Origin of the sequence: Protaetiibacter mangrovi (genome assembly GCF_024752305.1) — a bacterium.
Taxonomy (GTDB): domain Bacteria; phylum Actinomycetota; class Actinomycetes; order Actinomycetales; family Microbacteriaceae; genus Homoserinibacter; species Homoserinibacter mangrovi.
Map to the genome: position 1 here is coordinate 112,158 of NZ_JANTHX010000003.1, position 23,999 is coordinate 136,156.

The window sequence follows — 23,999 nt, forward strand, 5'->3', positions numbered from 1 at the left end:
GAGGCGGCGCCCCGTATCGTTGTCTGCGCCCGGCGCGGTCCGTGCGCGCTCGGAGGTGCGATGCCCGAACTCCTGCTCGTCTCGGCGTTCTGCAGCGCGCTGATGACCGCCGCGCTCGTGCGCATGATGCGACCGCCCCGCAGGAGCGAGGTCGTGATCCGCGCCCTTCTCGCGACCTCGGGGGCCGCATCCGTGGCCGTGTTCGCCGGGCTGGCGACGGCAGCCGAGACGGCGCCCTTCCTGCTCGCGTCGGCCTTCGCGGTCGCGCCGATCGCGGTGCTGCTCTCGGGCGCCGCGGAGGAGACGGCCCCCGGCCGGAGCAGTGTCGCGTGGTCCCTCGTGCTCGTGTGGGCGCTCGTGGTGTTCCCGGTGTGCGCCGTCGTCCCGCCGCTGTTCTTCGAGATGTGCGGAGTGAGCGAGTGCCGGGTCGAGGACTTCGGGGGTGGGCTCGCATTGCTGGTGTCGTCCGCGTCGTCGGTGCTGATCGCGTGGCGGGCCCCGAGCGCGGTCGCGCGCGAGGGTTGGGTCCGCTTCGCGGTCCCCGTGGTGGGCGTGTGGTTCGCGGGGGCGCTGTGGTTGACGGCGCTCGAGGGTGTCGTGGACGAGTACACCCCGCGCATCCTGCTGGCCGCCGTGGTGGCACCGGTCGGCGGTGCCGTGGCGTGGGTGCTCGTCGATCTGCTGCGCCAGGCGCCGAGGCACCCGCTGCGTTCGGCCGCGGACGGACTGCTGGCGGGGCTCGTGGCGATCGTCCCGGGCGCGGCGGGGATCTCGTTCCCCTGGTCGCTCGCGGTGGGAGCCCTGGCCGGTGCGGCGGCAGCTCTCGTCTACGGATCGAAGCGGCTGGCGTCCGGTGGACGAGCGGGGCACTGGGCGCTGGTGGTGCTGACCTCCACCGCCATCGGATACCTCGCTCCGGCCGTGTCGGGCGACACCATCGGGTTGGTGTTCTCCGGCCGGATCAGCGCTCTGCTGCCGCCCGTCGCCGCGTTCCTCGCGGTCGCGGCGCTCGGGGTCGTGACGAGCGCTCCGAGCTGGCTGCTCGCGCGCCGACGGTGAGATCTTCGGTGGGCGATACCAGACTCGAACTGATGACCTCTTCCGTGTGAAGGAAGCGCGCTACCAACTGCGCCAATCGCCCGCGACGACCATCCTGCCATATCCGAGAGGGCTCGTCGGCACACCCGGGAGGCCGTCGTCGCAAACGGGTGCGTCGGTTTTGACCTCGCGCGCGGATCGGCTACAGTCGAACACGCACGCCGGAGACGGCGGGCGATGCGGATGTAGCGCAGTTGGTAGCGCATCACCTTGCCAAGGTGAGGGTCGCGAGTTCGAGTCTCGTCATCCGCTCGAGTAGGAGTCTCACGGTCCACCGGGCAACGGTCCACGGACCGCACACCTGGTGGCGTGGCCGAGAGGCGAGGCAGCGGCCTGCAAAGCCGTATACACGGGTTCGAATCCCGTCGCCACCTCACTCACCGAGTCGGATGCCCCGCATCCGGAGCGGGCGATTGGCGCAGCGGTAGCGCGCTTCCCTGACACGGAAGAGGTCACTGGTTCGATCCCAGTATCGCCCACCCCCTCGAAACCCCCGGTTCGACCGGGGGTTTTCCTGTTTCGCTGCAGAAGGAGGGGTTCGTGAAGACGTTCCGCCGTCCCGGGGTCGCGGTCGCGACCATGCTGGTCCTCGTCATGGTGCAGGCGGTCGCAGACCCCACCGGGTTGCTCGCGCTGGTCGGCTGGTCGGGCGCCGTCCCGAGTCTCGCGAGCGGGATCTGGAGCTTCGCCCCGTATCTCGTGTTCCTGCCGGTACTGCTCGCGATGGTGTGGTGGGTCGCGCTCCGCGCGGGTGGGCGCTTCTGGACCCTCGTGCCCGGAATGGTGCTCGCCGTCGTGCTCGCCCAGTCCGCGGCCTGCCTGGTGATGACCGGAGACCTCGGCACGGCGGCCTGGGCCGGCGGCTACGTGACCGCGAAGGCGGTGCCCGCGGCCCTCATCGTGTCGGCGCTGACCCGATGGCTCGGGGGCCGAGGCGAGCGCACCCGGGTCGACCCCGCCCCGTGGACGCCGGTGCTCGGTCGTCGCTCCGTCTGGATCCCCGCGATCGCGTTCGCCGGCGCGGCACCGCTGCTCGTGGGGTCCTGGTGGACCGGCGCCGCCTACGCTCCCGGCGTCCCGACATTCCGCCCCGACCAGGGCGTGCTCCCCGTCGTCGTCACGGTGCTCCTGCTTGCCGGCGCGACGGCGCTGTGCCTGCGGTGGATGCGGTCGCGCGTCGCGGGCGCGCTCGCCGGCTGGCTCGCCGCGGTCGTCGCGGCGAGCATGGTGGGCGTCGTGCAGGCTCTGGTGGCCCTCGTCGTCGACGACGGCTTCGCGGGCGACCTGTGGCCGCTCATGGTCGCCTACGTGGCCGTCGCCGACGGGCTCTCGTTCGCGGCGTGCACCGGATGGATCGTGGGCGTCGTCGCCCTCGTGCTCGAACGCGCACCCGTGCGTACCCCGGCGCGCACGGCTCGCGCGGCGGTGGCATCCGCACTCGGCCTCCTGCTCGTGGCGGGGCTCGCCGTCCCCCAGTTGATCGCCTCGACGTCGGCGGCCGCGAGCCCCGACCTCGCGGTCCCGGCGGGCTTCCTCCGTGCCGAGGGCGACGTCATCACCGACGGCGACGGCGACCAGGTGCTGCTCCGCGGCGTCAACGTCAACCAGCTCGTCGACTTCTACCGCCCCCGCGCGGACGTCGACGACACGCGCCCACTCACCGAGGACGACTTCGCCGGGATCGCGGCGCAGGGGTTCGACGTCGTGCGGTTGAACCTGTCGTGGTCGGCGCTCGAGCCGTCGCGCGGCGAGTTCGACGCGGAGTACCTCGGCCTGATCCACGATGCCGTCGACTGGGCGGCGGCGCACGAGGTCTACATCGTGCTCGACATGCACCAGGACTCGTGGTGGGCGGGAGCGACACCCGAGGGAACCGCATGCCGTCCGGGCACCGACCCGATGTGGGGGTACGACGGGGCGCCCGAGTGGGCGACCGTCACCGACGGCGCCCCGCGCTGCCAGTTCCTCAGCCGGGACATCTCGCCGGCGAGCGACCGTGCGTTCCAGAACCTCTACTTCGACACGGACGGCGTGCAGAGTGCGCTCGTCGAGGCGTGGGGCCGGCTCGCCACCGAGTTCCGGGACGACCCCACGGTCGCCGGATACGACCTCCTCAACGAGCCCGGCTTCGGCGAGGCGGCCCCGGTGACCACCGCGTACCAGCTGGGCCGCTTCTACGAGCGCGCGATCGGCGCGATCCGCGACGCGGGCGCACCGCAGATCGTGTTCGTGGAGCCGACCATCCTGTGGTCCGGTCTCGGGTTCGACTCCGGTCCGTCGCTCGGGTTCAGCTCCGACCCCAACCTCGTGTTCTCGCCGCACCTCTACGCCGAGTCCCTGACGCTCGACCGCGACCTGGGGATCCCGCCGATCGTCGGCATGGCCCGGCAGTTCGTGCTCGCGCAGCGGGTCGCCGACGCCTACGGGATGCCGGTGTGGTCGGGGGAGTACGGCTATTGGGGCGACCCGGCGGACGTCGGGGAGAGGCTCGGCCGCTACGCGGCGCTCGAGGACGCCCACGCCTACGGCGGCGCGTACTGGGTCTGGAAGCAGGCGTGCGGCGATCCGCAGAACGGGATCGGCGACACCGGCAACGGGCTCATGGTCCAGGACTGCGCGACCGGGGGTGATGCGCCCCCGCGCGAGGATCTGCTCACGGTGCTGTCGCGCGCCTATCCGCGTTCGGCTCCCGGGCTCGTCACCTCGCTGAGGGCGGAGGGCCGGGCCATGGAGCTCGAGGGCTCCGCGCCGGAGCGCGGCTGCGGTCTGGAGGTCTGGGTGCCGGGCGACGACGAGCCCGCGGTCGAGGTGACCGGGGTCTCCGGGCTGACCCTCACGCGGGTCGACGGCGGCTGGTCGGTGACCGGGTGCGCCGACGGCCGGTACACCGTCACCACCCGATGATGCGGGAGTGGTCGATCGACCGCGTGGCGCACGTCGTGCCGCGCCGGAGCCGGTCACGATGATGGACATGGCAGTGCACCCCCGATCCCTGCGATGACCGCGGCCGTCGCGTCCGCGGAGCGCGCCGTCGATCCGGGGACCGAGTTCCGCTCCCCGTACCGCCCGGAGCTCGAGGGGCTGCGCGCGGTCGCCATCCTGCTCGTCGCCGCCTCGCACCTGTGGTGGGGTCGGATCTCCGGGGGGATCGACGTCTTCCTGGTCGTCTCGGGTTACCTCATCACCGTCACGCTCGTGCTGCGCTGGGTTCGTTCCGGACGGGTGGGGGCGCTCCGCTACCTGCGCAGCCTCGCCGGCCGCCTGCTGCCCGCCGCGGTGCTCGTGCTCGGAACAGTCGCCGCGACCACCGCGTTCGTACTGGCGGTCACCCGCCCGTCGCTCGCGTCGGACATCCTCCGCTCCACCCGATGGGCTGCGCTCTTCGGCGAGAACTGGTACCTGGCGTTCGCCACCGACGGTTACCTCTCCGACGACCGCGTGCTGAATCCGGTCGAGCACTTCTGGGCGCTGTCCATGCAGGTGCAGTTCTACGCGATCTGGTTGCTGCTGGTTGCCGGGATGGCGCTCGTGCTGCGCCGGGGGAGCACACCCCGGCGGCGGCTGCGGTTGGCGACGAGTGCGATCGCCGTCGTGACGGTCGCGTCGTGGGTGTGGAGCGTCGTCGAGACCCTCCACGTGCAACCCGTCGCCTACCTCGACACGAGCGCACGGATCTGGGAGTTCGGCGCGGGCGCCCTGCTGGCGCTGCTCGGCGCGCGCCTGAGACCGGGTCGCGCCTGGGGCGCGGTGCTCGGGTGGCTCGGGCTGGCGATGGTGGTCGGGCTCGGGTTCCTCGGTGACTTCGACCCGTGGTTCCCGGGGATCGCATCCGTCTGGCCCGTGCTCGGCACGGCGCTCGTGCTGATCGGCGCGAACTCCGCCAGCCCGATCGGAGCGCACCGACTGCTGGGATCACGACCGGCGGTCTGGCTCGGAGGTCTCGCGTTCGGCCTGTACCTCTGGCATTGGCCGATGCTGTCCGCGCTGGCGATCATGCAGAACCGTCGCACCTTCTCGCTCGTGGACGGCCTGACGATCGTGCTCGCGGCGCTCATCCTCGCCTGGATGATGCGACAGGTGCTCGAACAGCCGTGGCAGCGCTGGGGACGCGCGACCCCGTGGGCGGCGATCGTCGCCGCCGTGCTGGTGCTGGCGCTCGGCGCCGCATCCCTCGTGCAGAGCGAGCGGCTCGCGGCGGCCGCACCCGTGGTCGTCCCCGCACCGGAGCAGAGCGCAGCCCCGGTGGGCGCCGGCGACCCGACATCCACGGCGGAGCCCGACGATGCGGATCCGCCGGGGGTCTTTCCGGATGCCGCCTCCCTCGCCGCCGCGGTGAGCGCGTCGGCGAGGTGGACCCACGTTCCGGATGCCCTGATCACCGCCGCGGACGCGGCCACGACGGCCTACGGTGACGAGAGCTGCGTGCACCGCGAGTCCTGGTCGACCCTGTGCGTCGCGGGCGACGCGGACGGCACGCGGACGGCGGTCGTGGTCGGCGACTCCGTCGCCGCGAGCTGGCTGCCCGCCCTCACCGGCGCCCTCGGTCCCGACTGGAGGATCGTGCTCGCGACACGAGGGGCGTGCCCGACCGCCGCCGTCGCGTCGTACTACGTCGGTGCCACCGACCCCGCCTGGGTCGCGCGCTGCGCCGAGATCCGCGGCGACTTCGTCGCCGGCATCCTGGAGAGCTCGCCCGACCTCGTGATCCTGACGACCTCGTCGCGCACGCTCGACCGCCTCGTGAGCGGGGCCACCGGAGCTTCCGCCCGCGAGGAGTGGCGCACCGGGATGGCGGCGACTCTCGACGCGCTCGCCCCCGTCTCGTCGAAGGTCGTCGTGGTCGCCCCGCCGCCGCTCGGCGCCCCCGCCTGCGGCTCGGCCGACTTCGAGACGGGGGGCTCCCGGTGCCGCGCCGCGATCACGGAGGAGTGGTGGGTGCAGTCGGCGGCCGAGCGGGCGGCCGCGGGGGCCGCCGGTGTCGGCTACGTGGACACCGGCCCGTGGTTCTGCACGGATGCCGGGGTGTGCCCGTGGGCGGCGGACGGCTCGGTGATCCGGGTCGACACCCACCACCTGACGGCGTCGTTCTCACAGCGCCTGGCGGCCGTCATGCGCGCCGCGCTCCTCGACGCCGTGCCCGGGCTGCGGGACGTCGGGGTCGGTGCGGCGGACGGCGCGGACGCCGACTCTGCGGGCGTGTCGTCGCCGGTACAGTTGGGGGAATGAGCGCGCAGACCGGCTTCGACCTGTTCCCCGACCGCGCCGTCATCGCGATCCGCGTGAACGGCGAGCTGAAGGACAAGGCGTCGACGGTCACCGAGACGGACGTCGTCGAGCCTGTCGACGTCTCCTCCGCGGACGGTCTGAACATCCTCCGCCACTCGACCGCGCACGTGATGGCGCAGGCCGTGCAGCGCATCAACCCGGAGGCGAAGCTCGGCATCGGCCCGCCGGTCCAGGACGGGTTCTACTACGACTTCGACGTCGAGCAGCACTTCACCCCCGACGATCTCGCGGCGATCTCGAAGGAGATGGACCGCATCATCCGCTCGGGGCAGCGTTTCGTGCGCCGCGTCGTCACCGAGGACGAGGCGCGCGCCGAGCTGGCGGCCGAGCCGTACAAGCTCGAGCTCATCGGCCTGAAGGGCGGCGCCGAGTCCGGCACGGACGGCGAGAGCGTCGAGGTGGGTGCGGGCGAGCTGACGATCTACGACAACGTGGATCGCGAAGGCGTGGTCGCCTGGAAGGACCTCTGCCGGGGGCCGCACGTGCCCAACACCGGTGCGCTCGGCGCCTACAAGCTCACGCGCGTCGCCGCGGCCTACTGGAGGGGGTCGGAGAAGAACCCCCAGCTGCAGCGCGTGTACGGAACGGCGTGGCCGAGCAAGGACGAGCTGCGCGCGTATCTCGAGCGTCTCGAGGAGGCGGCCAAGCGCGACCACCGCAAGCTCGGCAAGGAGCTCGACCTGTTCTCGTTCCCCGACGAGATCGGTTCGGGACTGTCGGTCTGGCACCCGCGCGGCGGCGTGGTGCGCATGGAGATGGAGCAGCACGCCCGTCGCCGGCACATCGCCGCGGGCTACACCTACGTGTACACCCCGCACATCTCGAAGGAGGACCTCTTCCTCACCTCGAATCACCTCGTCACCTACAAGGACGGCATGTTCCCGCCCATCCGGATGGACGAGGAGGTCGACGAGAACGGGGAGGTCACCAAGCAGGGCCAGGACTACTACCTGAAGCCCATGAACTGCCCGATGCACATCCTGATCTACAAGGAGCGCGCGCGCAGCTACCGCGACCTGCCGATGCGGCTCGCCGAGAACGGCACTGTGTACCGGAACGAGCTCTCGGGCGCCCTGCACGGGCTGACCCGGGTGCGCGGCTTCACCCAGGACGACTCGCACCTGTTCGTCACCCCCGATCAGCTCGAGGAGGAGGCGACCAAGGTCCTCGAGTTCGTCATCTCGATGCTGCGCGACTTCGGGCTCGACGACTTCGAGCTCGAGCTCTCGATGCGCGACGACGAGAAGTCGAAGTGGATCGGCAGCGACGAGTTCTGGGACTACTCGACGAACGCGCTGCGGAACGTCGCCCGGGCCTCGGGGCTCAAGCTCACCGAGATGCCGGGGGAGGCGGCCTTCTACGGCCCGAAGATCGACCTGAAGACCCGGGATGCGATCGGCCGCACCTGGCAGCTCTCGACCGTCCAGGTCGACCCCAACCTCCCGGAGCGGTTCGAGCTCGAGTTCACGGATCGCGACGGGCAGAAGAAGCGCCCCATCATGATCCACCGCGCCCTGTTCGGCTCGATCGAGCGCTTCTTCGCGATCCTGCTCGAGCACTACGCGGGGGCCTTCCCGGCGTGGTTGGCACCCGTGCAGGTCGTCGGCGTGCCGGTGGCCGAGGAGTTCGCCGACTACCTGGGCGGCATCGTCGACCGGTTGCGGGCCGATGGCGTCCGGGCCGAGCTCGATGCGAGCGACGAGCGGATGCAGAAGAAGATCCGCACGCACACCCTCATGAAGGTGCCGTTCCAGCTCATCGCGGGCGCCCAGGATCGCGAGGCGGGCACGGTGAGCTTCCGGTTCCGCGACGGCCGACAGGACAACGGGATCCCGGTCGACGAGGCCGTCCGACGCATCCGCGACGCGATCGACAGCCACGCCGTCCGACGCATCCGCGACGCGATCGACAGCCACGCCCAGGTCTGATGCAACGATCCTGCGCGAGACGCAGTGATGTTGCGTAGAACCCCCTAGCGCTCCTTCGCGCGAGCCGGATACGGTTTCGACCAGGCGCTGTCCAGACCGGGGGGTCTACCCGCGAACAGGGGTCCGGCGCCACGACCGCACCACCACTCGCGGAAGGGAAGCCATGCGCTCTCGTCGATCTGTCCTCGTGTCCGTCTGCGCCGCTTCGGCACTCGTCATGGGGGCGATCGCCGCTCCCGCGTACGCCGCCGAACCGGTTCCCGACTTCACCGCTGCGGCGGTGAGCCCCGAGGGCCCTCCCGAGGAGGGCGCCCGCACCAAGTCGGGTCAGCTGGCCGAGAGCGACGCCGAGCTGCTCGCGCGCTCCGACGCCGCGATCGTGCCGGTGATGGTCAAGGTCGACGTCGACCCCGTGGCCTCGTACGCAGGCGGAGTCGACGGATACGCGGCGACGAGCCCGGAGATCACCGGAAAGGACCTCTCGTTGTCCGACCCCGCCGTCGCCGAGTACCTGGAGTACGTGAACGGCGTGATCGCCGAGACGCAGGCGGCCATCACGGGCGCCGTGCCCTCGGCGAAGGCGCTCGAGAGCTACGCCGTCGCGTACGGCGGGATCGCCATGACGGTTCCGGCCCGCTACGCGAAGACGGTGCTCGCGGTCGACGGCGTGGCCGCGGTGCAGGACAACTCCCTGCGGCAGCTGCCGGCCTCCGACACCGGTTCGCTCGCCGCCTCGACCGCAGCGGTCGCGGCGAACGGCACGGCTCTCAGCTCCGCCGCCGCGGCGGGCGCCATCGACAACGACGCCAGCACCTTCATCGGGGCGGACGCGGTCTGGCCGTCGCTCGGCGGACGGGATCTCGCCGGTGAGGGCGTCATCGTGGGCGTGATCGACACCGGGATCTGGCCCGAGCACCCGATGCTCGCCGACAACGGCCTCCCGACGCCCGCGGGCGGCCCGTGGGCCTGCGACTTCGGCGAGGGCGGCGACGCGGCGTTCAGCTGCAACGACAAGCTCGTGGGAGCCCACGCGTTCCTCGACACCTACCAGGCGCTGAACGACATCGGCGAGGAGGACTTCTGCTCGGCGGGGGGCTGCTCGGCACGCGACTCGGACGGCCACGGCACCCACACCGCGACGACGGCGGCGGGCGATTACGTCGCGAGCGCGCCGATCTTCGGCGTCGACCGCGGCCCGGTCAGCGGGATCGCCCCCGGAGCCTCCGTGATCGCCTACCGCGCGCTCGGACCGCTCGGCGGGTACACCTCCGACCTGCTCGCCGCGGTGCAGCAGGCCATCGTGGACGGCGTCGACGTCATCAACTACTCGGTGAGCGGCTCCGGATCGGTGTACACCGACGCCGTGGAGCTCGCCTTCCTGGACGCCTACGCGGCCGGCATCTCGGTGAACGCCTCGGCGGGCAACGACGGACCGGGCGCCTCGACCGCGAATCACGCGGGGCCCTGGGTCACCACCGTCGGCGCGTCGACCTTCGACCGCCAGTTCGCGTCGACCCTGACGCTCACGGCGGGCGACGGCTCCAGCTACGCCAAGAGCGGCGCCACCCTCACCCAGGGCGTCACCGACGCCCCGGTCGTGCTCGCCGCATCCGTGCCGGGCTACACGGGCGGTGCGCTCTGCCTCGAGCCGTTCCCCGCCGGCTCCGTCGACGGGCAGGTCGTGGTCTGCCAGCGCGGATCGAACGGGCGCGTCGAGAAGGGCTACAACGCCCTGCAGGGCGGCGCGGCGGGCATGATCCTGTTCAACCCGACCGCGAGCGACGTGGAGACCGACAACCACTTCCTGCCGGCCATCCACCTCGAAGGCCCGAACGACGACCTGCTCGCCTTCCTGGCCGCGCACCCGGACGCCACCGCGACCTGGGCTGCGGGCGAGTCGACGGCCGCGCAGGGCGACGTGATGGCGGGCTTCTCCTCGCGCGGACCGATCGGCGAGTTCGTGAAGCCGGACATCACGGCACCGGGTGTGCAGATCCTGGCGGGTCTCACCCCGGAGTCCACCGACCTCGCGACCGGACCGCAGGGTGAGCTCTACCAGGCGATCGCGGGTACCTCGATGTCGTCGCCCCACGCGGCCGGCGTCTCCGCCCTCGTGATCGCCGCCCACCCGGACTGGACGCCGGGCCAGGTGAAGTCGGCGCTGATGACCTCGTCGGTGCAGAGCGTCGTGAACGCCGACGGCAGTCCCGCCGGGGTGTTCGACCGGGGAGCCGGCAGCATCCGCGCCGATCGCGCGGTGTCGCCGAACCTGACGATCAGCGAGACCGCCGAGGACTTCGTGGCGAGCGCCGCGGATCCGCTCAGCCGGCTCGACCTCAACATCCCGAGCATCTACGTCGACCCGCTTCCGGGCGCCGCAGTCGTGAAGCGCACCGTGACGAACGTGAGCGGCAAGCCGCAGACGTTCTCGGTGGCCACGAGCTTCGAGGGCGGGGTCTCCGCCATCGTGAGCCCGTCCCACTTCACGGTCGCACCGGGCAAGTCCAAGACGCTCACGATCGTGCTCAGCGGGATCGGGGCCGAGGACGGATGGCACGAGGGACAGCTCACGATCACGAGCGCCCGCGGAGGGATCCCGGTGGTCATGCCGGTGGCGGTGAACGTCGGCGAGGCCTCGCTGGCGCTCGCGCAGTCCTGCACGCCGACCGAGATCCGGATCGGCAAGACCACGACCTGCACCGTCACGGCGTCGAGCACGCTGCCGGTGGACGTCGAGGCCACGATCGACGTCGTCGCCAACCCGCTGCTGAAGGTCACCGGGGTCACCGCTCCGGCGCACAAGCGGGCGCTCGGCGCCACCTGGACCGGCACCTTGACGGCGGCGCTCCCGCCCACCGTGGACGCGGTGGACGGCGTCTCCACCGACGAGGTGGTGAGCGGATACCTGCCGCTCTCCGCCTTCGGCATCGCGCCGATCGCGGACGTGGGCGACGAGAGCATCGTGAACTTCACGGTGCCGGGCTACACCTACGGCGGCGAGGTCTACGACCGGATCGGCGTCGTCTCCAACGGCTACGTCGTCATCGGCGGCGGCACCTCGGGCGACGTCGAGTACGCGCCCCCGGCGTCGTTCCCCGACGCGGCCACGCCGAACAACGTGATCGCGCCCTTCTGGACCGACCTCAACCCGGAGGCGGGAGGCGATCTCTACATCGGCACGCTGAACGACGGGGTCAACGACTACCTCGTGGTCGACTGGGAGGACGTTCCGTCCTGGAGCGACGGCGGTGCGAACTCGTTCGAGGTCTGGATCCAGCTCGGCGCCACCGAGAACAACTGGATGACCTACGGCGGCGCCCTGACGGAGGACTCCTCGGTCGGCTCGCTGGTCGGGGCCGAGAACCGCACCGGATCGAGCGGGGTGACCGTCGCGGACGTCGACACCGACCTCGCGTACCAGATCCTCACGAGCCCGCCCACCGCGGGCGGTGCGGTGACCTTCGACTACACCCTGAAGGGCCTGCTGTGGGGCACGTGGTCGACGACCGCCACCCTGCGCTCGGACGCGATCAACACCGTCCCGGTCGAGGTCACGAAGATCAAGGTCAAGTAGTCGGGCCGACTCGGGGGTGGGCGCATCGCGCCCACCCCCGAGATGTGCCACCGCGAGCCGATAATCTGGCGGGGATGACACGCGACTACGACGGCACCGAGTACCCCGATGCCGAGCCCGCCGGCTCCTTCGCCGGCATCCCGGACGGCTTCGGGCGGCTCTGGACGCCGCACCGGATCGCCTACATCGAGCAGGGCGGCGGGTCACCGGGCGACGACTGCGTCTTCTGCACGGCGCCCACCCTCTCCGACGAGGACGCGCTGATCGTGCACCGGGGCGAGAAGGCGTACGCCCTGCTCAACCTCTTCCCGTACAACAGCGGACACCTGCTCGTGGTGCCGTATCGGCACATCGCCACCTACGACGAGGCCGACGCGGCCGAGGTCTCCGAGATCGGCGAGATCACCCAGACCGCCATGCGCGTCATCCGCCGCACCTCCCGGGCCGACGGATTCAACATCGGCATGAACCAGGGGGCCATCGCGGGCGCCGGCATCGCCGGGCACCTGCACCAGCACGTGGTGCCCCGCTGGGCGACGGATGCCAACTTCTTCCCGATCATCGCCCGCACCAAGGCCCTGCCGAAGCTGCTCGGCGAGGTGCGGCAGGAGCTCGCCGAGGCCTGGCCCGCCCGCTGAGCCCGGGCCACGTCCGACCCCGTGGCCCCGTGTGTCGTCACGCGCGGTCGGCCCCTCCGCGGGCGGAATAGGATCTGGTGCATGAGCACCTCCGAATCCGGTTCCCCCTCCGCGACCTCCCTCGGCACCGACCGCGTCAAGCGCGGCCTCGCCGAGATGCTCAAGGGCGGGGTGATCATGGACGTGGTCACGGCCGAGCAGGCGCGCATCGCCGAGGACGCCGGGGCCGTCGCCGTCATGGCGCTCGAGCGGGTGCCCGCCGACATCCGCGCCCAGGGGGGTGTCGCGCGCATGAGCGACCCCGACCTCATCGACGAGATCATCGCATCGGTCTCGATCCCGGTCATGGCGAAGGCCCGCATCGGCCACTTCGTCGAGGCGCAGGTGCTGCAGGCGCTCGGCGTCGACTACATCGACGAGTCCGAGGTGCTCTCGCCCGCCGACTACGTGAACCACATCGACAAGTGGCAGTTCACGACGCCGTTCGTGTGCGGCGCGACCAACCTCGGCGAGGCGCTGCGGCGCATCACCGAGGGCGCGGCGATGATCCGCTCGAAGGGCGAGGCCGGCACCGGCGACGTGTCGGAGGCGACCAAGCACATCCGCACGATCACCTCGGAGATCAACGTGCTGCGCTCGAAGACCAAGGACGAGCTCTACGTCGCGGCGAAGGAGCTGCAGGCGCCCTACGAGCTCGTCGCCGAGATCGCCGAGACCGGCAAGCTGCCGGTCGTGCTCTTCACCGCCGGAGGCGTGGCGACGCCGGCGGACGCGGCGCTCATGATGCAGCTGGGGGCCGACGGCGTCTTCGTCGGTTCGGGCATCTTCAAGTCGGGCGAGCCGGCCAAGCGCGCCGCCGCGATCGTGAAGGCGACGACCTTCTTCGACGACCCGGCCGTGATCGCCGACGCCTCCCGCGGGCTCGGCGAGGCGATGGTCGGCATCAACGTGGCCGATCTGCCCGCCCCGCACCGCCTGTCCGAGCGTGGCTGGTAGCCCCGGCTCGGTCGCGCAGGTCGGCGTGCTCGCCCTGCAGGGCGATGTGCGCGAGCACCTCGCGGTGCTCCGCGGGCTCGGTGCGGAGGCGATCCCGGTGCGGCGCCCCGAGGAGCTGGCGACGGTCTCCGGTCTGGTGATCCCGGGCGGGGAGTCGAGCGTCATCGACAAGCTCTCCCGGCTCTTCGGGATCGCGGAGCCCCTGCGCGCGCGCATCGCCGCGGGCATGCCGGTGTACGGGACCTGCGCGGGCCTGATCATGCTCGCCGACACCGTGCTCGACTCCATCACGGGGCAGCAGAGCCTCGGCGGGCTCGACGTGGCGGTGCGCCGCAACGCCTTCGGCAACCAGAACGACTCCTTCGAGACCGATCTGGACATCCCCGAGCTGGGCGAGCCCGCCGTGCACGCGGTCTTCATCCGCGCGCCGGTGGTCGAGTCGGTGGGGCCGCGCGCCTCCGTGCTGGCGTCGCTGCCCGACGGGCGGGTGGTCGCGGTCGAGCAGGACAACCTGCTGGGCACCTCGTTCCATCCCGAGGTCACGGGGGAGCACCGCTTCCACGAGCGCTTCCTCGACCGGGTGCGCGCCGCCGCCTGACCGCTCGCGGGATGCGGCGCGACCGGCCATGCTGTCGGCATGAGCCTCTACGCCGACTTCGCCCCGCGCCGCACCGCCCAGATCATCGCCGACGCCCTGGCGATCGGGGTGACCGTCGTCGCCGTGCTGGTCGGCGTCGCGGTGCACAACGCGATCGCGGTGCTCGGCGGCGTGTGGGCGCAGCTCGAGGACGCGGGCACGGGCTTCGAGGACACGATGGGCGAGATCGGCGGCACCCTCGGCGACGTGCCGCTCATCGGGGGCGGCATCCGCGCGCCGTTCGACGCGGCATCCGACGCGGGGGGCTCGCTCGCGGACGCCGGACGGACGGGTCAGGCGGCCGTCGAGACCCTGGCGACGGTCGCCGGCATCGGCGTCGCGTTCCTGCCGATCGCGGTCGTCCTGCTGCTGTGGCTCTGGCCCCGCCTGCGCTTCGCGTGGCGGTCGGCCGAGACCCGCGCACTGCTGCGACTCGAGGACGGGGAACGGTTGCTCGCCCTGCGGGCGCTCGACGACGCGCGGGCCTCGGAGCTGCTGCGCATCTCACCGCGCGCGCTCTCGGGGTGGCGCGCGGACGAACCGCAGATCGTGCGCGCTCTGGCGGCCCTCGAGGCGCGGCAGTACGGCGTCCGGCTGCCCGACCCGGGTGCCGCGACGGCCCGCTGAGTGCGACCCGGATAGACTGGCCCGCGGATTTCTTCGAGAGGAGCACCGTGAGCGGGCATTCCAAGTGGGCGACGACCAAGCACAAGAAGGCGGTCATCGACGCACGCCGGGCGAAGTCGTTCGCGAAGCTCATCAAGAACATCGAGGTGGCCGCCAAGATGGGCGGGGCCGACCTGGCCGGCAACCCGACCCTGTACGACGCGGTGCAGAAGGCCAAGAAGACCTCGGTGCCGAACGACAACATCGACCGCGCGATCAAGCGCGGCGCGGGCATCTCGGGCGAGTCGGTCGACTACCAGAACATCATGTACGAGGCGTACGGCCCGAACGGGGTGGCGCTGCTCGTCGAGTGCCTCACCGACAACAAGAACCGTGCGGCTGCCGAGGTGCGCACGGCGCTCAGCCGCAACGGGGCGACCCTGGCCGACCCGGGTTCGGTGTCGTACAACTTCGCGCGGAAGGGCGTCATCTCGATCACCAAGGCCGACGGGGTCACCGAGGACGCGATCCTCGAGGCCGTGATGGAGGCGGGCGTGGAGGACGTCGTCGACCAGGGCGGCGGGTTCGAGGTCATCACCGACCCCTCGGAGCTCGTGGCGGCGCGCTCGGCCCTCCAGGACGCGGGACTCGACTACGACTCCGCGGAGGCCGAGTTCGTGCCGAGCCTCAAGGTGGAGGTCGACGCCGAGACGGCTCGCAAGGTGTTCCGGATCATCGACGCGCTCGAGGACAGCGACGACGTGCAGAACGTCTTCAGCAACTTCGACATCCCGGCCGACGTGCAGGCCGAGCTCGACGCCGAGGACTGATCCATCGCCGGCCGGGCGTTGCGCGTGCTCGGGATCGATCCCGGGCTGACGCGGTGCGGCGTCGGCGTCGTCGACGTGCAGCCGAACCGACAGGTCTCGCTCGTGCACGTCGACGTCATCCGCACACCCGCGGATGCCGAGCTGCCCGCGCGCCTGCTCGCGATCTCCCAGGGCATCGCGGCCGTGATCGCCGAGTTCGCGCCCGACGCGGTCGCGGTCGAGCGCGTCTTCGCGCAGCAGAACCTGCGCACCGTCATGGGTACGGCGCAGGCGAGCGGCATCGCGGTCTCGAAGGCCGCGGAGGCGGGGCTCCCGGTGGCGCTGCACACGCCGAGCGAGGTCAAGGCGGCCATCACCGGATACGGCTCGGCCGACAAGGCGCAGGTCGGCACGATGGTGGCGCGCGTGCTCGGGCTGAGCGAGGTGCCAGGACCGGCGGATGCGGCAGATGCCCTGGCGATCGCCATCTGCCACGGCTGGCGCGGAGGCGCGACCGCCCCCGACGCGGGAGCGAGCGGCGGATTGACCCCGGCGCAACGGGCGTGGCGCGACGCCGAGAAGTCCGCGGCGAAACGTAGACTCTAGAACATGATTTCGAGTGTCCGCGGAACGGTGCTGCACGTCACCGGGGGGAGCGCGGTCATCGAGGTCGGCGGCATCGGCATGTCGGTGGCGCTCACGCCCGAGCACGCGTTGAGCCTGCGGGTCGGTTCCGAGGCGTCGGTGCACACCGCCCTCATCGTCCGCGAAGACGACCTCAGCCTGTTCGGCTTCGCCACGCGCGAGCAGCTCGAGCTCTTCGACCTGCTGCGCGGGGTGTCGGGCGTCGGGCCCAAGTCGGCGCTCGGCGTGCTGGCGCAGCTCGCCCCCGACGAGATCGCGCGGGCCGTCGCCGACGAGGACGACGCGCCCTTCCGCCGGGTCTCGGGCATCGGGCCGAAGACCGCGAAGCTCATCACCGTCTCACTGGCCGGCAAGCTCGTGGCGCCGGCCGCCGTGCGGTCCGGCGCCCCCGTGGTGGCCCGGGGCGCGGATGTCGTGACGGCGCTCGTGGGGCTCGGCTGGCCGGAGCGCACCGCCGGCGCCGCCGTCGACGAGCTGCTCGGCGAGCTCGGCGACACCGCCCCCGCCGACACGGCGGCGCTGCTCCGGCTCGCGCTCTCGCGGCTCGGTCCCCAGCGTGCGGGGGCGCGCTCGTGAGCGACCCGATCACGGCGCCCGATCCCGAGAACGAGGCCGAGCTCGCCTTCGAGGGCGCGCTGCGTCCGCGCTCGCTCGCCGAGTTCGTCGGGCAGTCAAAGGCGCGCGGCCAGCTCGAGCTGCTGCTGCGTGCCGCGGAGCTGCAGCAGCGCGCGCCCGATCACATCCTGCTCGCCGGTCCGCCAGGCCTCGGCAAGACGACGCTCGCGATGATCGTCGCCCACGAGGGGGCGCGGCCCCTGCGCATGTCGAGCGGCCCCGCCATCCAGCACGCCGGGGACCTGGCCGCATTGCTGTCGAGCCTCGTGCCGGGCGAGGTGCTGTTCATCGACGAGATCCACCGGATGGCGCGAAGCGCCGAGGAGATGCTCTACCTCGCGATGGAGGACTTCCGGATCGACATCATGGTGGGCAAGGGCGCCGGCGCCACCAGCATCCCGCTCGACCTGGCTCCGTTCACCCTCGTGGGCGCGACGACCCGCTCCGGCCTGCTGCCGAATCCGCTGCGCGATCGCTTCGGCTTCACCGCCCACCTCGAGTTCTACGACGACACCGAGCTCGACGAGGTGCTCGGCCGCGCGGCTCGGCTGCTCGGGCTGGATCTCGCGCCGCGGGCGCGGGCCGAGATCGCCTCCCGCAGCCGCGGAACCCCCCGGATCGCCAACCGGCTGCTGCGGCGGGTGCGCGACTACGCGCTCGTCCACGACCGCGACGCCGACGAAGCGGTCGTGCACGAGGCGCTCGAGCTCTACGATGTCGACCCGATCGGGCTGGACCGTCTGGATCGCGCGGTGCTCGACACCCTGATCACGCGGTTCGACGGAGGACCGGTCGGCCTCTCGACGCTGGCGGTCTCGGTCGGCGAGGAGTCCGAGACGATCGAATCCGTCGTGGAGCCGTTCCTGGTGCGCATCGGCATGATCAGCCGCACCCCCCGCGGCCGGGTGGCGACCCCCCGCGCGTGGGAGCACCTGGGGCGGCGTCCGCCGTCGGCCGCACCGACCGTGTCGGGGACGCTGTTCGACGATGACGTATGATTCTCGGGGACCGCGAAGCCTCGCTCCGTAGGCTGGCCGCCGTTCCTCACACATCCCGGAAGGCTCCCCTCTCCTCATGGACTACACGCTGATCCTGCTCGCCGGCCTGCTGGTGGTCATGATCTTCTTCACCTGGCGCAGTTCCCGTAAGCGCAAGGCCGAAGCCGAGAACATGCAGACCAAGCTCGTCCCCGGCGCGGAGATCATGACGCAGCACGGCATCTTCGGCACCCTCATCTCGCTCGACGACGAGAAGAACGAGGCGATCGTCGAGACGACCCCCGGCACCAAGCTGCGCGTGCACCGCCAGACGATCGTGCGCGTCGTCGACCCGACCGAGCTCGAGCACGCCGACGAGGACGTCATCGTCGACGAGCCGGAGACCGAGGCCGTCGAGGCCGAGGACGCGGCGACCGAGGCGGTCGAGCCGGAGTTCGGCGAGCGGGTGGAGAAGCCCAAGCGCGCCCCGCGCACGAAGCCGACCGAGTAACCGTGGCAGCACGCAGCACGCCGGTCCGCAAGGCCTGGCGCTCTCTCTCCTGGCTTGCGGGCATCATCGTCCTGCTGGTCGGGCTCAACACCGCGGGCGCCCTCTGGTGGGGCTGGGGCTGGGCCCCGAAGCTCGCTCTCGACCTCGAGGGCGGCACCCAGATCATCCTGACGCCGACGCTCGAGGACGGGCAGACGGTCACCGACGAGCAGCTCCAGCAGTCGGTGCAGATCATCCGCAACCGCATCGACGCGGCAGGCGTCTCGGAGTCCGAGATCACCACCCAGGGCGGCGACAAGATCGTCATCTCGATCCCGGGTACGCCGGATCAGGCCACCCTCGAACGCATCAAGGCCTCCGCCAAGATGGAGTTCCGCGCCGTGCTGCTCGCCGGCACGCCCTCGACGTCCACGGCATCGCCGACCGACGAGCCGACCGACGACGCGACGGCGTCGGCGACCGAGAGCCCGGCTCCGACCGACACCCCGGCGCCGAGCGACACGCCCACGGCGACCCCCACCGACGGCTCGGACACCTCGTGGATCACCCCGGCGCTGCAGGAGCAGTACGACGCCTTCACCTGCGACCAGGTGCAGGACTCGGGAGCCAACACGGCGCCGGCGGACGAGCCGCTCATCACCTGCAACCAGGCCGGCACGGAGAAGTACCTGCTCGGCCCGGTCGAGGTCGAGGGCGCCGACATCTCGGACGCCCAGGCGGGCGTCAAGACGACGTCGACCGGCTCGTCCACGGGCGAGTGGGTGGTCAACCTCACCTTCAACTCGGACGGCACGGCCGCGTTCGCGGATGTCACGACGCGACTGGTGTCGCTCGAGGATCCGCGCAACCGCTTCGCGGTGGTGCTCGACGGCGCCGTGGTGATCGCCCCGACGGCGAACGACGCCATCACCGACGGCCACGCGCAGATCTCCGGCGGGTTCACCCAGGAGTCGGCGAAGACCCTCGCGGATCAGCTCAAGTACGGTGCACTGCCGGTGGGCTTCACGGTCGAGAGCACCGACACCATCTCGGCGACCCTCGGAGCCTCGCAGCTCCAGAGCGGCCTGATCGCGGGCCTCATCGGCCTCATCGTGGTGTTCATCTACTCGCTGTTCCAGTACCGGCTGCTCGGCACCGTCACGATCGCGTCGCTCATCGTGGCGGGCGTGATCACGTACTTCGTGGTCAACATCCTGTCCTGGCGCGAGGGCTACCGGCTCTCGCTCGCGGGCGTCGCGGGTCTGATCGTCGCCATCGGCTTCACGGCCGACTCGTTCATCGTCTACTTCGAGCGCATCCGCGACGAGCTGCGCGACGGCCGCGGCCTCGTCGGTGCCGTCGAGGCGGGCTGGAAGCGTGCGCTGCGCACGGTGCTGGCCGCCAAGAGCGTCAACCTGCTGTCGGCGATCATCCTCTTCGTGCTCGCGGTGGGCTCGGTACGCGGTTTCGCGCTCACCCTCGGCGTCACCACCGTGATCGACGTGATCATCGTCATCCTGTTCACGCACCCCGTGCTGCAGCTGCTCGCCTCCACGAAGTTCTTCTCGAGCGGGCACCCCGCGACCGGGCTCGACCCGACCGCCCTCGGTGCGGTGTACCGCGGGCGCGCGGAGTTCCGGATCTCGAAGGACGCGCGCCGCCAGGGCGCCAGCCGCGAGGCCGAGCGTCGCCAGACTATCGCCGAGCGCAAGGCGGCCGAGCTCGAAGCCGCGAGCACCGGATCGAAGAAGTCCACGAGCGGGAAGAAGGAGGCACGCTGATGGCCGGCCCGTTCCAGCGTCTCGGCAACGACCTCTACACCGGCGCGCGCAAGGTCGACTTCGTCGGCCGGCGGCGGATGTGGTTCACGATCGCCGCCGTGCTCATGATCGCGTCGATCGCGGTCCCGTTCGTGCGGGGTGGCGGGAACTTCCTGAACGGCTTCAACTTCGGCATCGAGTTCCGCGGCGGGTCGCAGTTCCTCGTCGCGGACGTGCCGGAGTCGCACATCCCGATCGACACGGGGCTCGCCGAGACCGCCGTGCACGATGTCGTGTCGGATGCCGTGGTGCGCGTCAGCACGGTCGGCGACGACGGCGTGCGCGTGCAGACCGACCAGCTCACCGATCAGGAGACGCAGCAGGTCACGCTCAACCTCGAGGACGCCTACGGCACCGACTCGGTCTCGTCGTCGTTCATCGGCGCGACCTGGGGCGCCGACATCACCGAGAGCGCGCTGCGCGCCCTCGGGGTGTTCATCGTGCTGGCCCTCGTCTTCATGGCGCTCTACTTCCGCACCTGGAAGATGTCGATCGCCGCCATCCTGAAGCTCATGCACGACCTGATCATCAGCGTCGGCATCTACGCGGCCACGGGGTGGGAGATCACCCCCGCCGCGGTGATCGGCTTCCTGACGATCCTCGGCTATTCGCTCTACGACACCGTCGTGGTGTTCGACAAGATCCGCGAGAACACCGCGGAGCTCGGCGACGACTCGCATCGCACCTTCGGCGAGGCGGTCAACCTCGCCGTCAACCAGACGCTCGTGCGTTCGATCAACACCGGTGTCGTCGCGGCCCTGCCGGTCGCCGCCATCCTGTTCATCGGCGCCTTCGTGCTGGGTGCCGACACGCTGCGCGACATCTCGCTCGCGCTGCTGGTCGGAACGATCGCGGGCACGTACTCGACGCCCGCGTTCGGTGCTCCGCTCTACTCGGTGTTCCGCGAGGGCGAGCCCGAGATCGCGAAGCGCGACAAGCGCGTGCGGCAGCGCCGCGGCGAGACCGTCGCTGCCTGATCCGGTGACGTGCGCCCTCCCCGCCTAGAATCAGAGGTCCGGGAGGGCGCATGAGCACCGAGATGCAGAGCACGGCGACGCGTCGCGCGCTGCTGCCACGGCTCTTCTCCCGGGCGCAGCCGACGGGTGCCGTCGACAGACTCCTGAAGACGGTGCGCTCGCACCACCCGAAGGCCGATCTGGCCCTCATCGAGCGCGCCTACAGCGCCGCGGAGCGGGCCCACGACGGGCAGACCCGGCGCAGCGGCGAGCCGTACATCACGCATCCGGTCGCGGTCGCGCAGATCCTCGCCGATCTCGGCATCGGCCCGAAGACCATCGCCGCCGCGCTGCTGCACGACACCGTCGAGGACACCGCCTACACGCTCGACATGCTGCGCGGCGATTTCGGCGACGAGATCGCCATGCTGGTCGACGGCGTGACGAAGCTCGACAAGCTCAAGTACGGCGACTCCGCGCAGGCCGAGACGGTGCGCAAGATGGTGGTCGCGATGTCGAAGGACATCCGCGTGCTGATCATCAAGCTCGCCGACCGCCTGCACAACGCACGCACCTGGGGGTTCGTGCCGCAGGAGTCGGCCGCGCGCAAGGCGCAGGAGACCCTCGAGATCTACGCGCCGCTCGCGCACCGTCTCGGCATCCAGACCATCAAGTGGGAGCTCGAGGATCTGAGCTTCGCCGTGCTCTACCCGAAGCTCTACGTCGAGATCGAGAGCCTCGTCAAGGACCGCACCCCGCAGCGCGAGGAGTTCGTGCAGCAGGTGATCGACGCGGTCGGCGAGGACCTGCGCGCGGCCCGCATCAAGGGGCAGGTCGTGGGCCGCCCCAAGCAGTACTACTCGATCTACCAGAAGATGGTCGTGCGGGGGCGCGAGTTCGACGAGATCTACGACCTCGTCGGCATCCGGGTGCTCGTGAACTCGATTCGCGACTGCTACGCCGTGCTCGGCGCGATCCACGCGCGGTGGAACCCGATCCCCGGCCGGTTCAAGGACTACATCGCGACCCCGAAGTTCAACCTGTACCAGTCGCTGCACACGACCGTGATCGGCCCCAAGGGACGCGCGGTCGAGATCCAGATCCGCACCCACGAGATGCACGAGAGGGCCGAGTTCGGCGTCGCCGCCCACTGGGCGTACAAGGAGCGGATGGCGACGGGGCGCAGCGACGCCGGTGCGACGCAGTCCGGCACCGAGATGGCCTGGCTCGCGCACATCAGCGACTGGCAGGCGGAGACCGCGGATCCGGGGGAGTTCCTCGACAACCTGCGCTTCGAGATCGGTGCCAAGGAGGTCTACGTCTTCACGCCGCAGGGCAAGGTCATCGGCCTCCCGTCGGGTGCGACGCCGGTCGACTTCGCGTTCGCCGTGCACACCGAGATCGGCTACCGCACCATGGGCGCCAAGGTGAACGGGCGACTCGTGCCGCTCGAGTCCACCCTGAACTCGGGCGACGTCGTCGAGATCTTCACCTCGAAGAACCCGGATGCCGGCCCCAGCCAGGACTGGCTGAACTTCGTGAAGTCGGCGCGCGCGCGCAACAAGATCCGCGGCTGGTTCACCAAGGAGCGCCGCGAGGAGGCGATCGAGCAGGGCAAGGACTCGATCGCGCGCGCCATGCGCAAGCAGAACCTCCCGCTGCAGAAGCTCATGAGCCAGGACGTCGTCAACCAGGTCGCGGCGCAGATGCGTTACGACGGGGTGGAGGCCCTCTACGCCGCCGTCGGCGAAGGCCACGTGTCCACCCAGTCGGTGATCGAGAAGGTGCTCGGCTCGCTGCAGACCGAGGTGGAGAACGAGGAGGAGACCCTCGCCTTCACCCCCAAGCGCGGCCGTGCCCTGCGGCCCAGCGACTCCGGGGTGCTCGTGCGCGGCGCCCCCGACATCCTCGTGAAGCTGGCCAAGTGCTGCACCCCGGTGCCGGGCGACGAGATCGTCGGCTTCGTGACCCGCGGTGCCGGCGTCTCCGTGCATCGCGGCGACTGCGTGAACGTCAAGACGCTGCTCGCCGAACCGGACCGGATGATCGAGGTGCAGTGGGCGCCGAACTCCTCGAGCGTCTTCCTGGTGCAGATCCAGGTCGAGGCCCTCGATCGCGCCGGGCTGCTCTCGGACATCACGCGGGTGCTCTCCGAGCACCACGTCAACATCCTCTCGGCGAGCGTGTCGACGTCGAACGACCGGCTCGCCCTCAGCCGCTACGTCTTCGAGATGGGCGACACCGTCCACCTCGACCGGCTGCTCAACGCGGTGCGCCGCATCGACGCCGTCTACGACGTCTACCGCGTCAACTCGGGCTGAGCGCCGCGCGCAGCAGGGTCGCGGCCGCTCGCTTGCCCGAGAGGTTGCGCCCGCGGTCGAGCGCGCGGACCGCGTCGTCGGCGGTGAAGCCCCCGCGCGACGCGAGCGCGCGCAGCAGCGGTGGGTCGAGCGCGGGGGAGCCCGCGCGGAATCGCACGAGGTCCAGGGCGGTGCGCAGCGGGCTCGTGACCGCGTGCGGTCCGAGCGGCACCACATCTCCCGGGCGGATGACGCTCTCGATCACGTCGATGCCCGCACCGGCCACGGGACGCCACCGTGCGGCGAGACCCACCAGGAACGCGTCTCGCGGCGGTCGTGCGGCGGCACCCCAGATCCACGCGGCCGTCTCGAGGGCGGCCACGAGTCGGGGGGAGCGTCCGCTCAGCACGGCTGCGGCGCGCGCGTGCGGTGTCGTCCGGATGCCGATCGGGATCTCGATGAGCCCCAGACGGTAGCTCTCGCCGTCGAGCCGCATGGCCTGGAGTTCGACCTCCGGAAGACCCGAGATGGCGGGGAAGCTGGTCATCGCCCCAGCTTGGCGGGCACGCGGCCGCGACGGGCTCCGTCGGGCACGATCGGTGCGGAACCCGGGCTGTGGAGGAG

General features: G+C 71.2%; 18 protein-coding genes and 4 tRNA genes. 20 read left to right on the forward strand and 2 right to left on the reverse strand.

Annotated elements, in window-relative coordinates:
* Positions 1-60 precede the first annotated feature (60 nt).
* Complete coding sequence (locus tag NUH29_RS01165; RefSeq protein WP_258797033.1) at positions 61-1,059, forward strand: hypothetical protein; 999 nt, start codon at positions 61-63, stop codon at positions 1,057-1,059.
* A 9-nt stretch (positions 1,060-1,068) separates the two neighbouring features.
* On the opposite strand, the gene NUH29_RS01170 is transcribed toward NUH29_RS01165, so the two are convergent.
* Positions 1,069-1,141 (reverse strand) — tRNA-Val (locus NUH29_RS01170).
* A 136-nt stretch (positions 1,142-1,277) separates the two neighbouring features.
* Here NUH29_RS01170 and NUH29_RS01175 point away from each other — a divergent pair.
* The 19 genes from NUH29_RS01175 (at position 1,278) to NUH29_RS01265 (ending at position 23,396) form a co-directional block, all read left to right on the forward strand.
* A tRNA-Gly gene (locus NUH29_RS01175) sits at positions 1,278-1,350 on the forward strand.
* Positions 1,351-1,401: 51 nt separating this feature from the next.
* Positions 1,402-1,472 (forward strand) — tRNA-Cys (locus NUH29_RS01180).
* Between the two features lie 33 nt (positions 1,473-1,505).
* Positions 1,506-1,577, forward strand: a tRNA-Val gene (locus NUH29_RS01185).
* A 61-nt stretch (positions 1,578-1,638) separates the two neighbouring features.
* Positions 1,639-4,002: a cellulase family glycosylhydrolase gene (locus tag NUH29_RS01190; RefSeq protein WP_258797034.1), complete on the forward strand. Its 2,364-nt coding sequence runs from the start codon at positions 1,639-1,641 to the stop codon at positions 4,000-4,002.
* A gap of 93 nt (positions 4,003-4,095) precedes the next feature.
* Positions 4,096-6,324, forward strand: a complete 2,229-nt coding sequence (locus NUH29_RS01195; protein WP_258797035.1) for an acyltransferase family protein — start codon at positions 4,096-4,098, stop codon at positions 6,322-6,324.
* Complete coding sequence (gene thrS, locus NUH29_RS01200) at positions 6,321-8,312, forward strand: threonine--tRNA ligase (RefSeq protein ID WP_258797036.1); 1,992 nt, start codon at positions 6,321-6,323, stop codon at positions 8,310-8,312. The genes NUH29_RS01195 and thrS overlap by 4 nt, the downstream gene beginning before the upstream one ends.
* Before the next feature lie 217 nt (positions 8,313-8,529).
* On the forward strand, positions 8,530-11,886 hold the full coding sequence (locus tag NUH29_RS01205; RefSeq protein ID WP_258797037.1) for a S8 family serine peptidase: 3,357 nt from the start codon (positions 8,530-8,532) through the stop codon (positions 11,884-11,886).
* Positions 11,887-11,960: 74 nt separating this feature from the next.
* Positions 11,961-12,524, forward strand: a complete 564-nt coding sequence (locus NUH29_RS01210) for an HIT family protein (RefSeq protein ID WP_258797038.1) — start codon at positions 11,961-11,963, stop codon at positions 12,522-12,524.
* Between the two features lie 81 nt (positions 12,525-12,605).
* Positions 12,606-13,520, forward strand: coding sequence for a pyridoxal 5'-phosphate synthase lyase subunit PdxS (gene pdxS, locus NUH29_RS01215; RefSeq protein WP_258797039.1), 915 nt, complete (start codon positions 12,606-12,608; stop codon positions 13,518-13,520).
* Positions 13,510-14,118: a pyridoxal 5'-phosphate synthase glutaminase subunit PdxT gene (gene pdxT / locus NUH29_RS01220; RefSeq protein ID WP_258797040.1), complete on the forward strand. Its 609-nt coding sequence runs from the start codon at positions 13,510-13,512 to the stop codon at positions 14,116-14,118. The genes pdxS and pdxT overlap by 11 nt, the downstream gene beginning before the upstream one ends.
* A gap of 39 nt (positions 14,119-14,157) precedes the next feature.
* Complete coding sequence (locus NUH29_RS01225; RefSeq protein ID WP_258797041.1) at positions 14,158-14,784, forward strand: hypothetical protein; 627 nt, start codon at positions 14,158-14,160, stop codon at positions 14,782-14,784.
* Between the two features lie 47 nt (positions 14,785-14,831).
* Complete coding sequence (locus NUH29_RS01230; RefSeq protein ID WP_258797042.1) at positions 14,832-15,593, forward strand: YebC/PmpR family DNA-binding transcriptional regulator; 762 nt, start codon at positions 14,832-14,834, stop codon at positions 15,591-15,593.
* A gap of 24 nt (positions 15,594-15,617) precedes the next feature.
* Positions 15,618-16,178 (forward strand): crossover junction endodeoxyribonuclease RuvC, encoded by a 561-nt coding sequence (gene ruvC, locus NUH29_RS01235; RefSeq protein ID WP_258797043.1) that lies wholly within the window; start codon positions 15,618-15,620, stop codon positions 16,176-16,178.
* Between the two features lie 3 nt (positions 16,179-16,181).
* Positions 16,182-16,793, forward strand: a complete 612-nt coding sequence (gene ruvA / locus NUH29_RS01240; RefSeq protein WP_258797044.1) for a Holliday junction branch migration protein RuvA — start codon at positions 16,182-16,184, stop codon at positions 16,791-16,793.
* Positions 16,790-17,830, forward strand: coding sequence for a Holliday junction branch migration DNA helicase RuvB (gene ruvB / locus NUH29_RS01245; RefSeq protein ID WP_258797045.1), 1,041 nt, complete (start codon positions 16,790-16,792; stop codon positions 17,828-17,830). Before ruvA ends, ruvB begins: the two co-directional genes overlap by 4 nt.
* A gap of 76 nt (positions 17,831-17,906) precedes the next feature.
* On the forward strand, positions 17,907-18,320 hold the full coding sequence (gene yajC, locus NUH29_RS01250) for a preprotein translocase subunit YajC (RefSeq protein WP_258797046.1): 414 nt from the start codon (positions 17,907-17,909) through the stop codon (positions 18,318-18,320).
* Between the two features lie 2 nt (positions 18,321-18,322).
* Positions 18,323-20,080, forward strand: a complete 1,758-nt coding sequence (gene secD, locus NUH29_RS01255) for a protein translocase subunit SecD (RefSeq protein ID WP_258797047.1) — start codon at positions 18,323-18,325, stop codon at positions 20,078-20,080.
* Positions 20,080-21,096: a protein translocase subunit SecF gene (secF, locus tag NUH29_RS01260; RefSeq protein ID WP_258797048.1), complete on the forward strand. Its 1,017-nt coding sequence runs from the start codon at positions 20,080-20,082 to the stop codon at positions 21,094-21,096. The genes secD and secF overlap by 1 nt, the downstream gene beginning before the upstream one ends.
* A gap of 50 nt (positions 21,097-21,146) precedes the next feature.
* Entirely contained in the window at positions 21,147-23,396 is a 2,250-nt protein-coding gene (locus NUH29_RS01265; protein ID WP_258797049.1) for a RelA/SpoT family protein, read from the forward strand.
* On the opposite strand, the gene NUH29_RS01270 is transcribed toward NUH29_RS01265, so the two are convergent.
* Complete coding sequence (locus NUH29_RS01270; RefSeq protein ID WP_258797050.1) at positions 23,383-23,922, reverse strand: hypothetical protein; 540 nt, start codon at positions 23,920-23,922, stop codon at positions 23,383-23,385. The genes NUH29_RS01265 and NUH29_RS01270 overlap by 14 nt on opposite strands.
* Between the last annotated feature and the right edge of the window lie 77 nt (positions 23,923-23,999).

Bases quoted from the DNA above. Each gene is read 5' to 3' on its own strand.
- NUH29_RS01165 (WP_258797033.1), top strand. From the start codon at position 61: ATGCCCGAACTCCTGCTCGTCTCGGCGTTCTGCAGCGCGCTGATGACC.
- NUH29_RS01195 (WP_258797035.1), top strand. From the start codon at position 4,096: ATGACCGCGGCCGTCGCGTCCGCGGAGCGCGCCGTCGATCCGGGGACC.
- thrS (WP_258797036.1), top strand. From the start codon at position 6,321: ATGAGCGCGCAGACCGGCTTCGACCTGTTCCCCGACCGCGCCGTCATC.
- NUH29_RS01205 (WP_258797037.1), top strand. From the start codon at position 8,530: ATGGGGGCGATCGCCGCTCCCGCGTACGCCGCCGAACCGGTTCCCGAC.
- NUH29_RS01210 (WP_258797038.1), top strand. From the start codon at position 11,961: ATGACACGCGACTACGACGGCACCGAGTACCCCGATGCCGAGCCCGCC.
- pdxS (WP_258797039.1), top strand. From the start codon at position 12,606: ATGAGCACCTCCGAATCCGGTTCCCCCTCCGCGACCTCCCTCGGCACC.
- NUH29_RS01225 (WP_258797041.1), top strand. From the start codon at position 14,158: ATGAGCCTCTACGCCGACTTCGCCCCGCGCCGCACCGCCCAGATCATC.
- ruvA (WP_258797044.1), top strand. From the start codon at position 16,182: ATGATTTCGAGTGTCCGCGGAACGGTGCTGCACGTCACCGGGGGGAGC.
- yajC (WP_258797046.1), top strand. From the start codon at position 17,907: ATGGACTACACGCTGATCCTGCTCGCCGGCCTGCTGGTGGTCATGATC.
- secF (WP_258797048.1), top strand. From the start codon at position 20,080: ATGGCCGGCCCGTTCCAGCGTCTCGGCAACGACCTCTACACCGGCGCG.
- NUH29_RS01265 (WP_258797049.1), top strand. From the start codon at position 21,147: ATGAGCACCGAGATGCAGAGCACGGCGACGCGTCGCGCGCTGCTGCCA.
- NUH29_RS01270 (WP_258797050.1), bottom strand. From the start codon at position 23,922: ATGACCAGCTTCCCCGCCATCTCGGGTCTTCCGGAGGTCGAACTCCAG.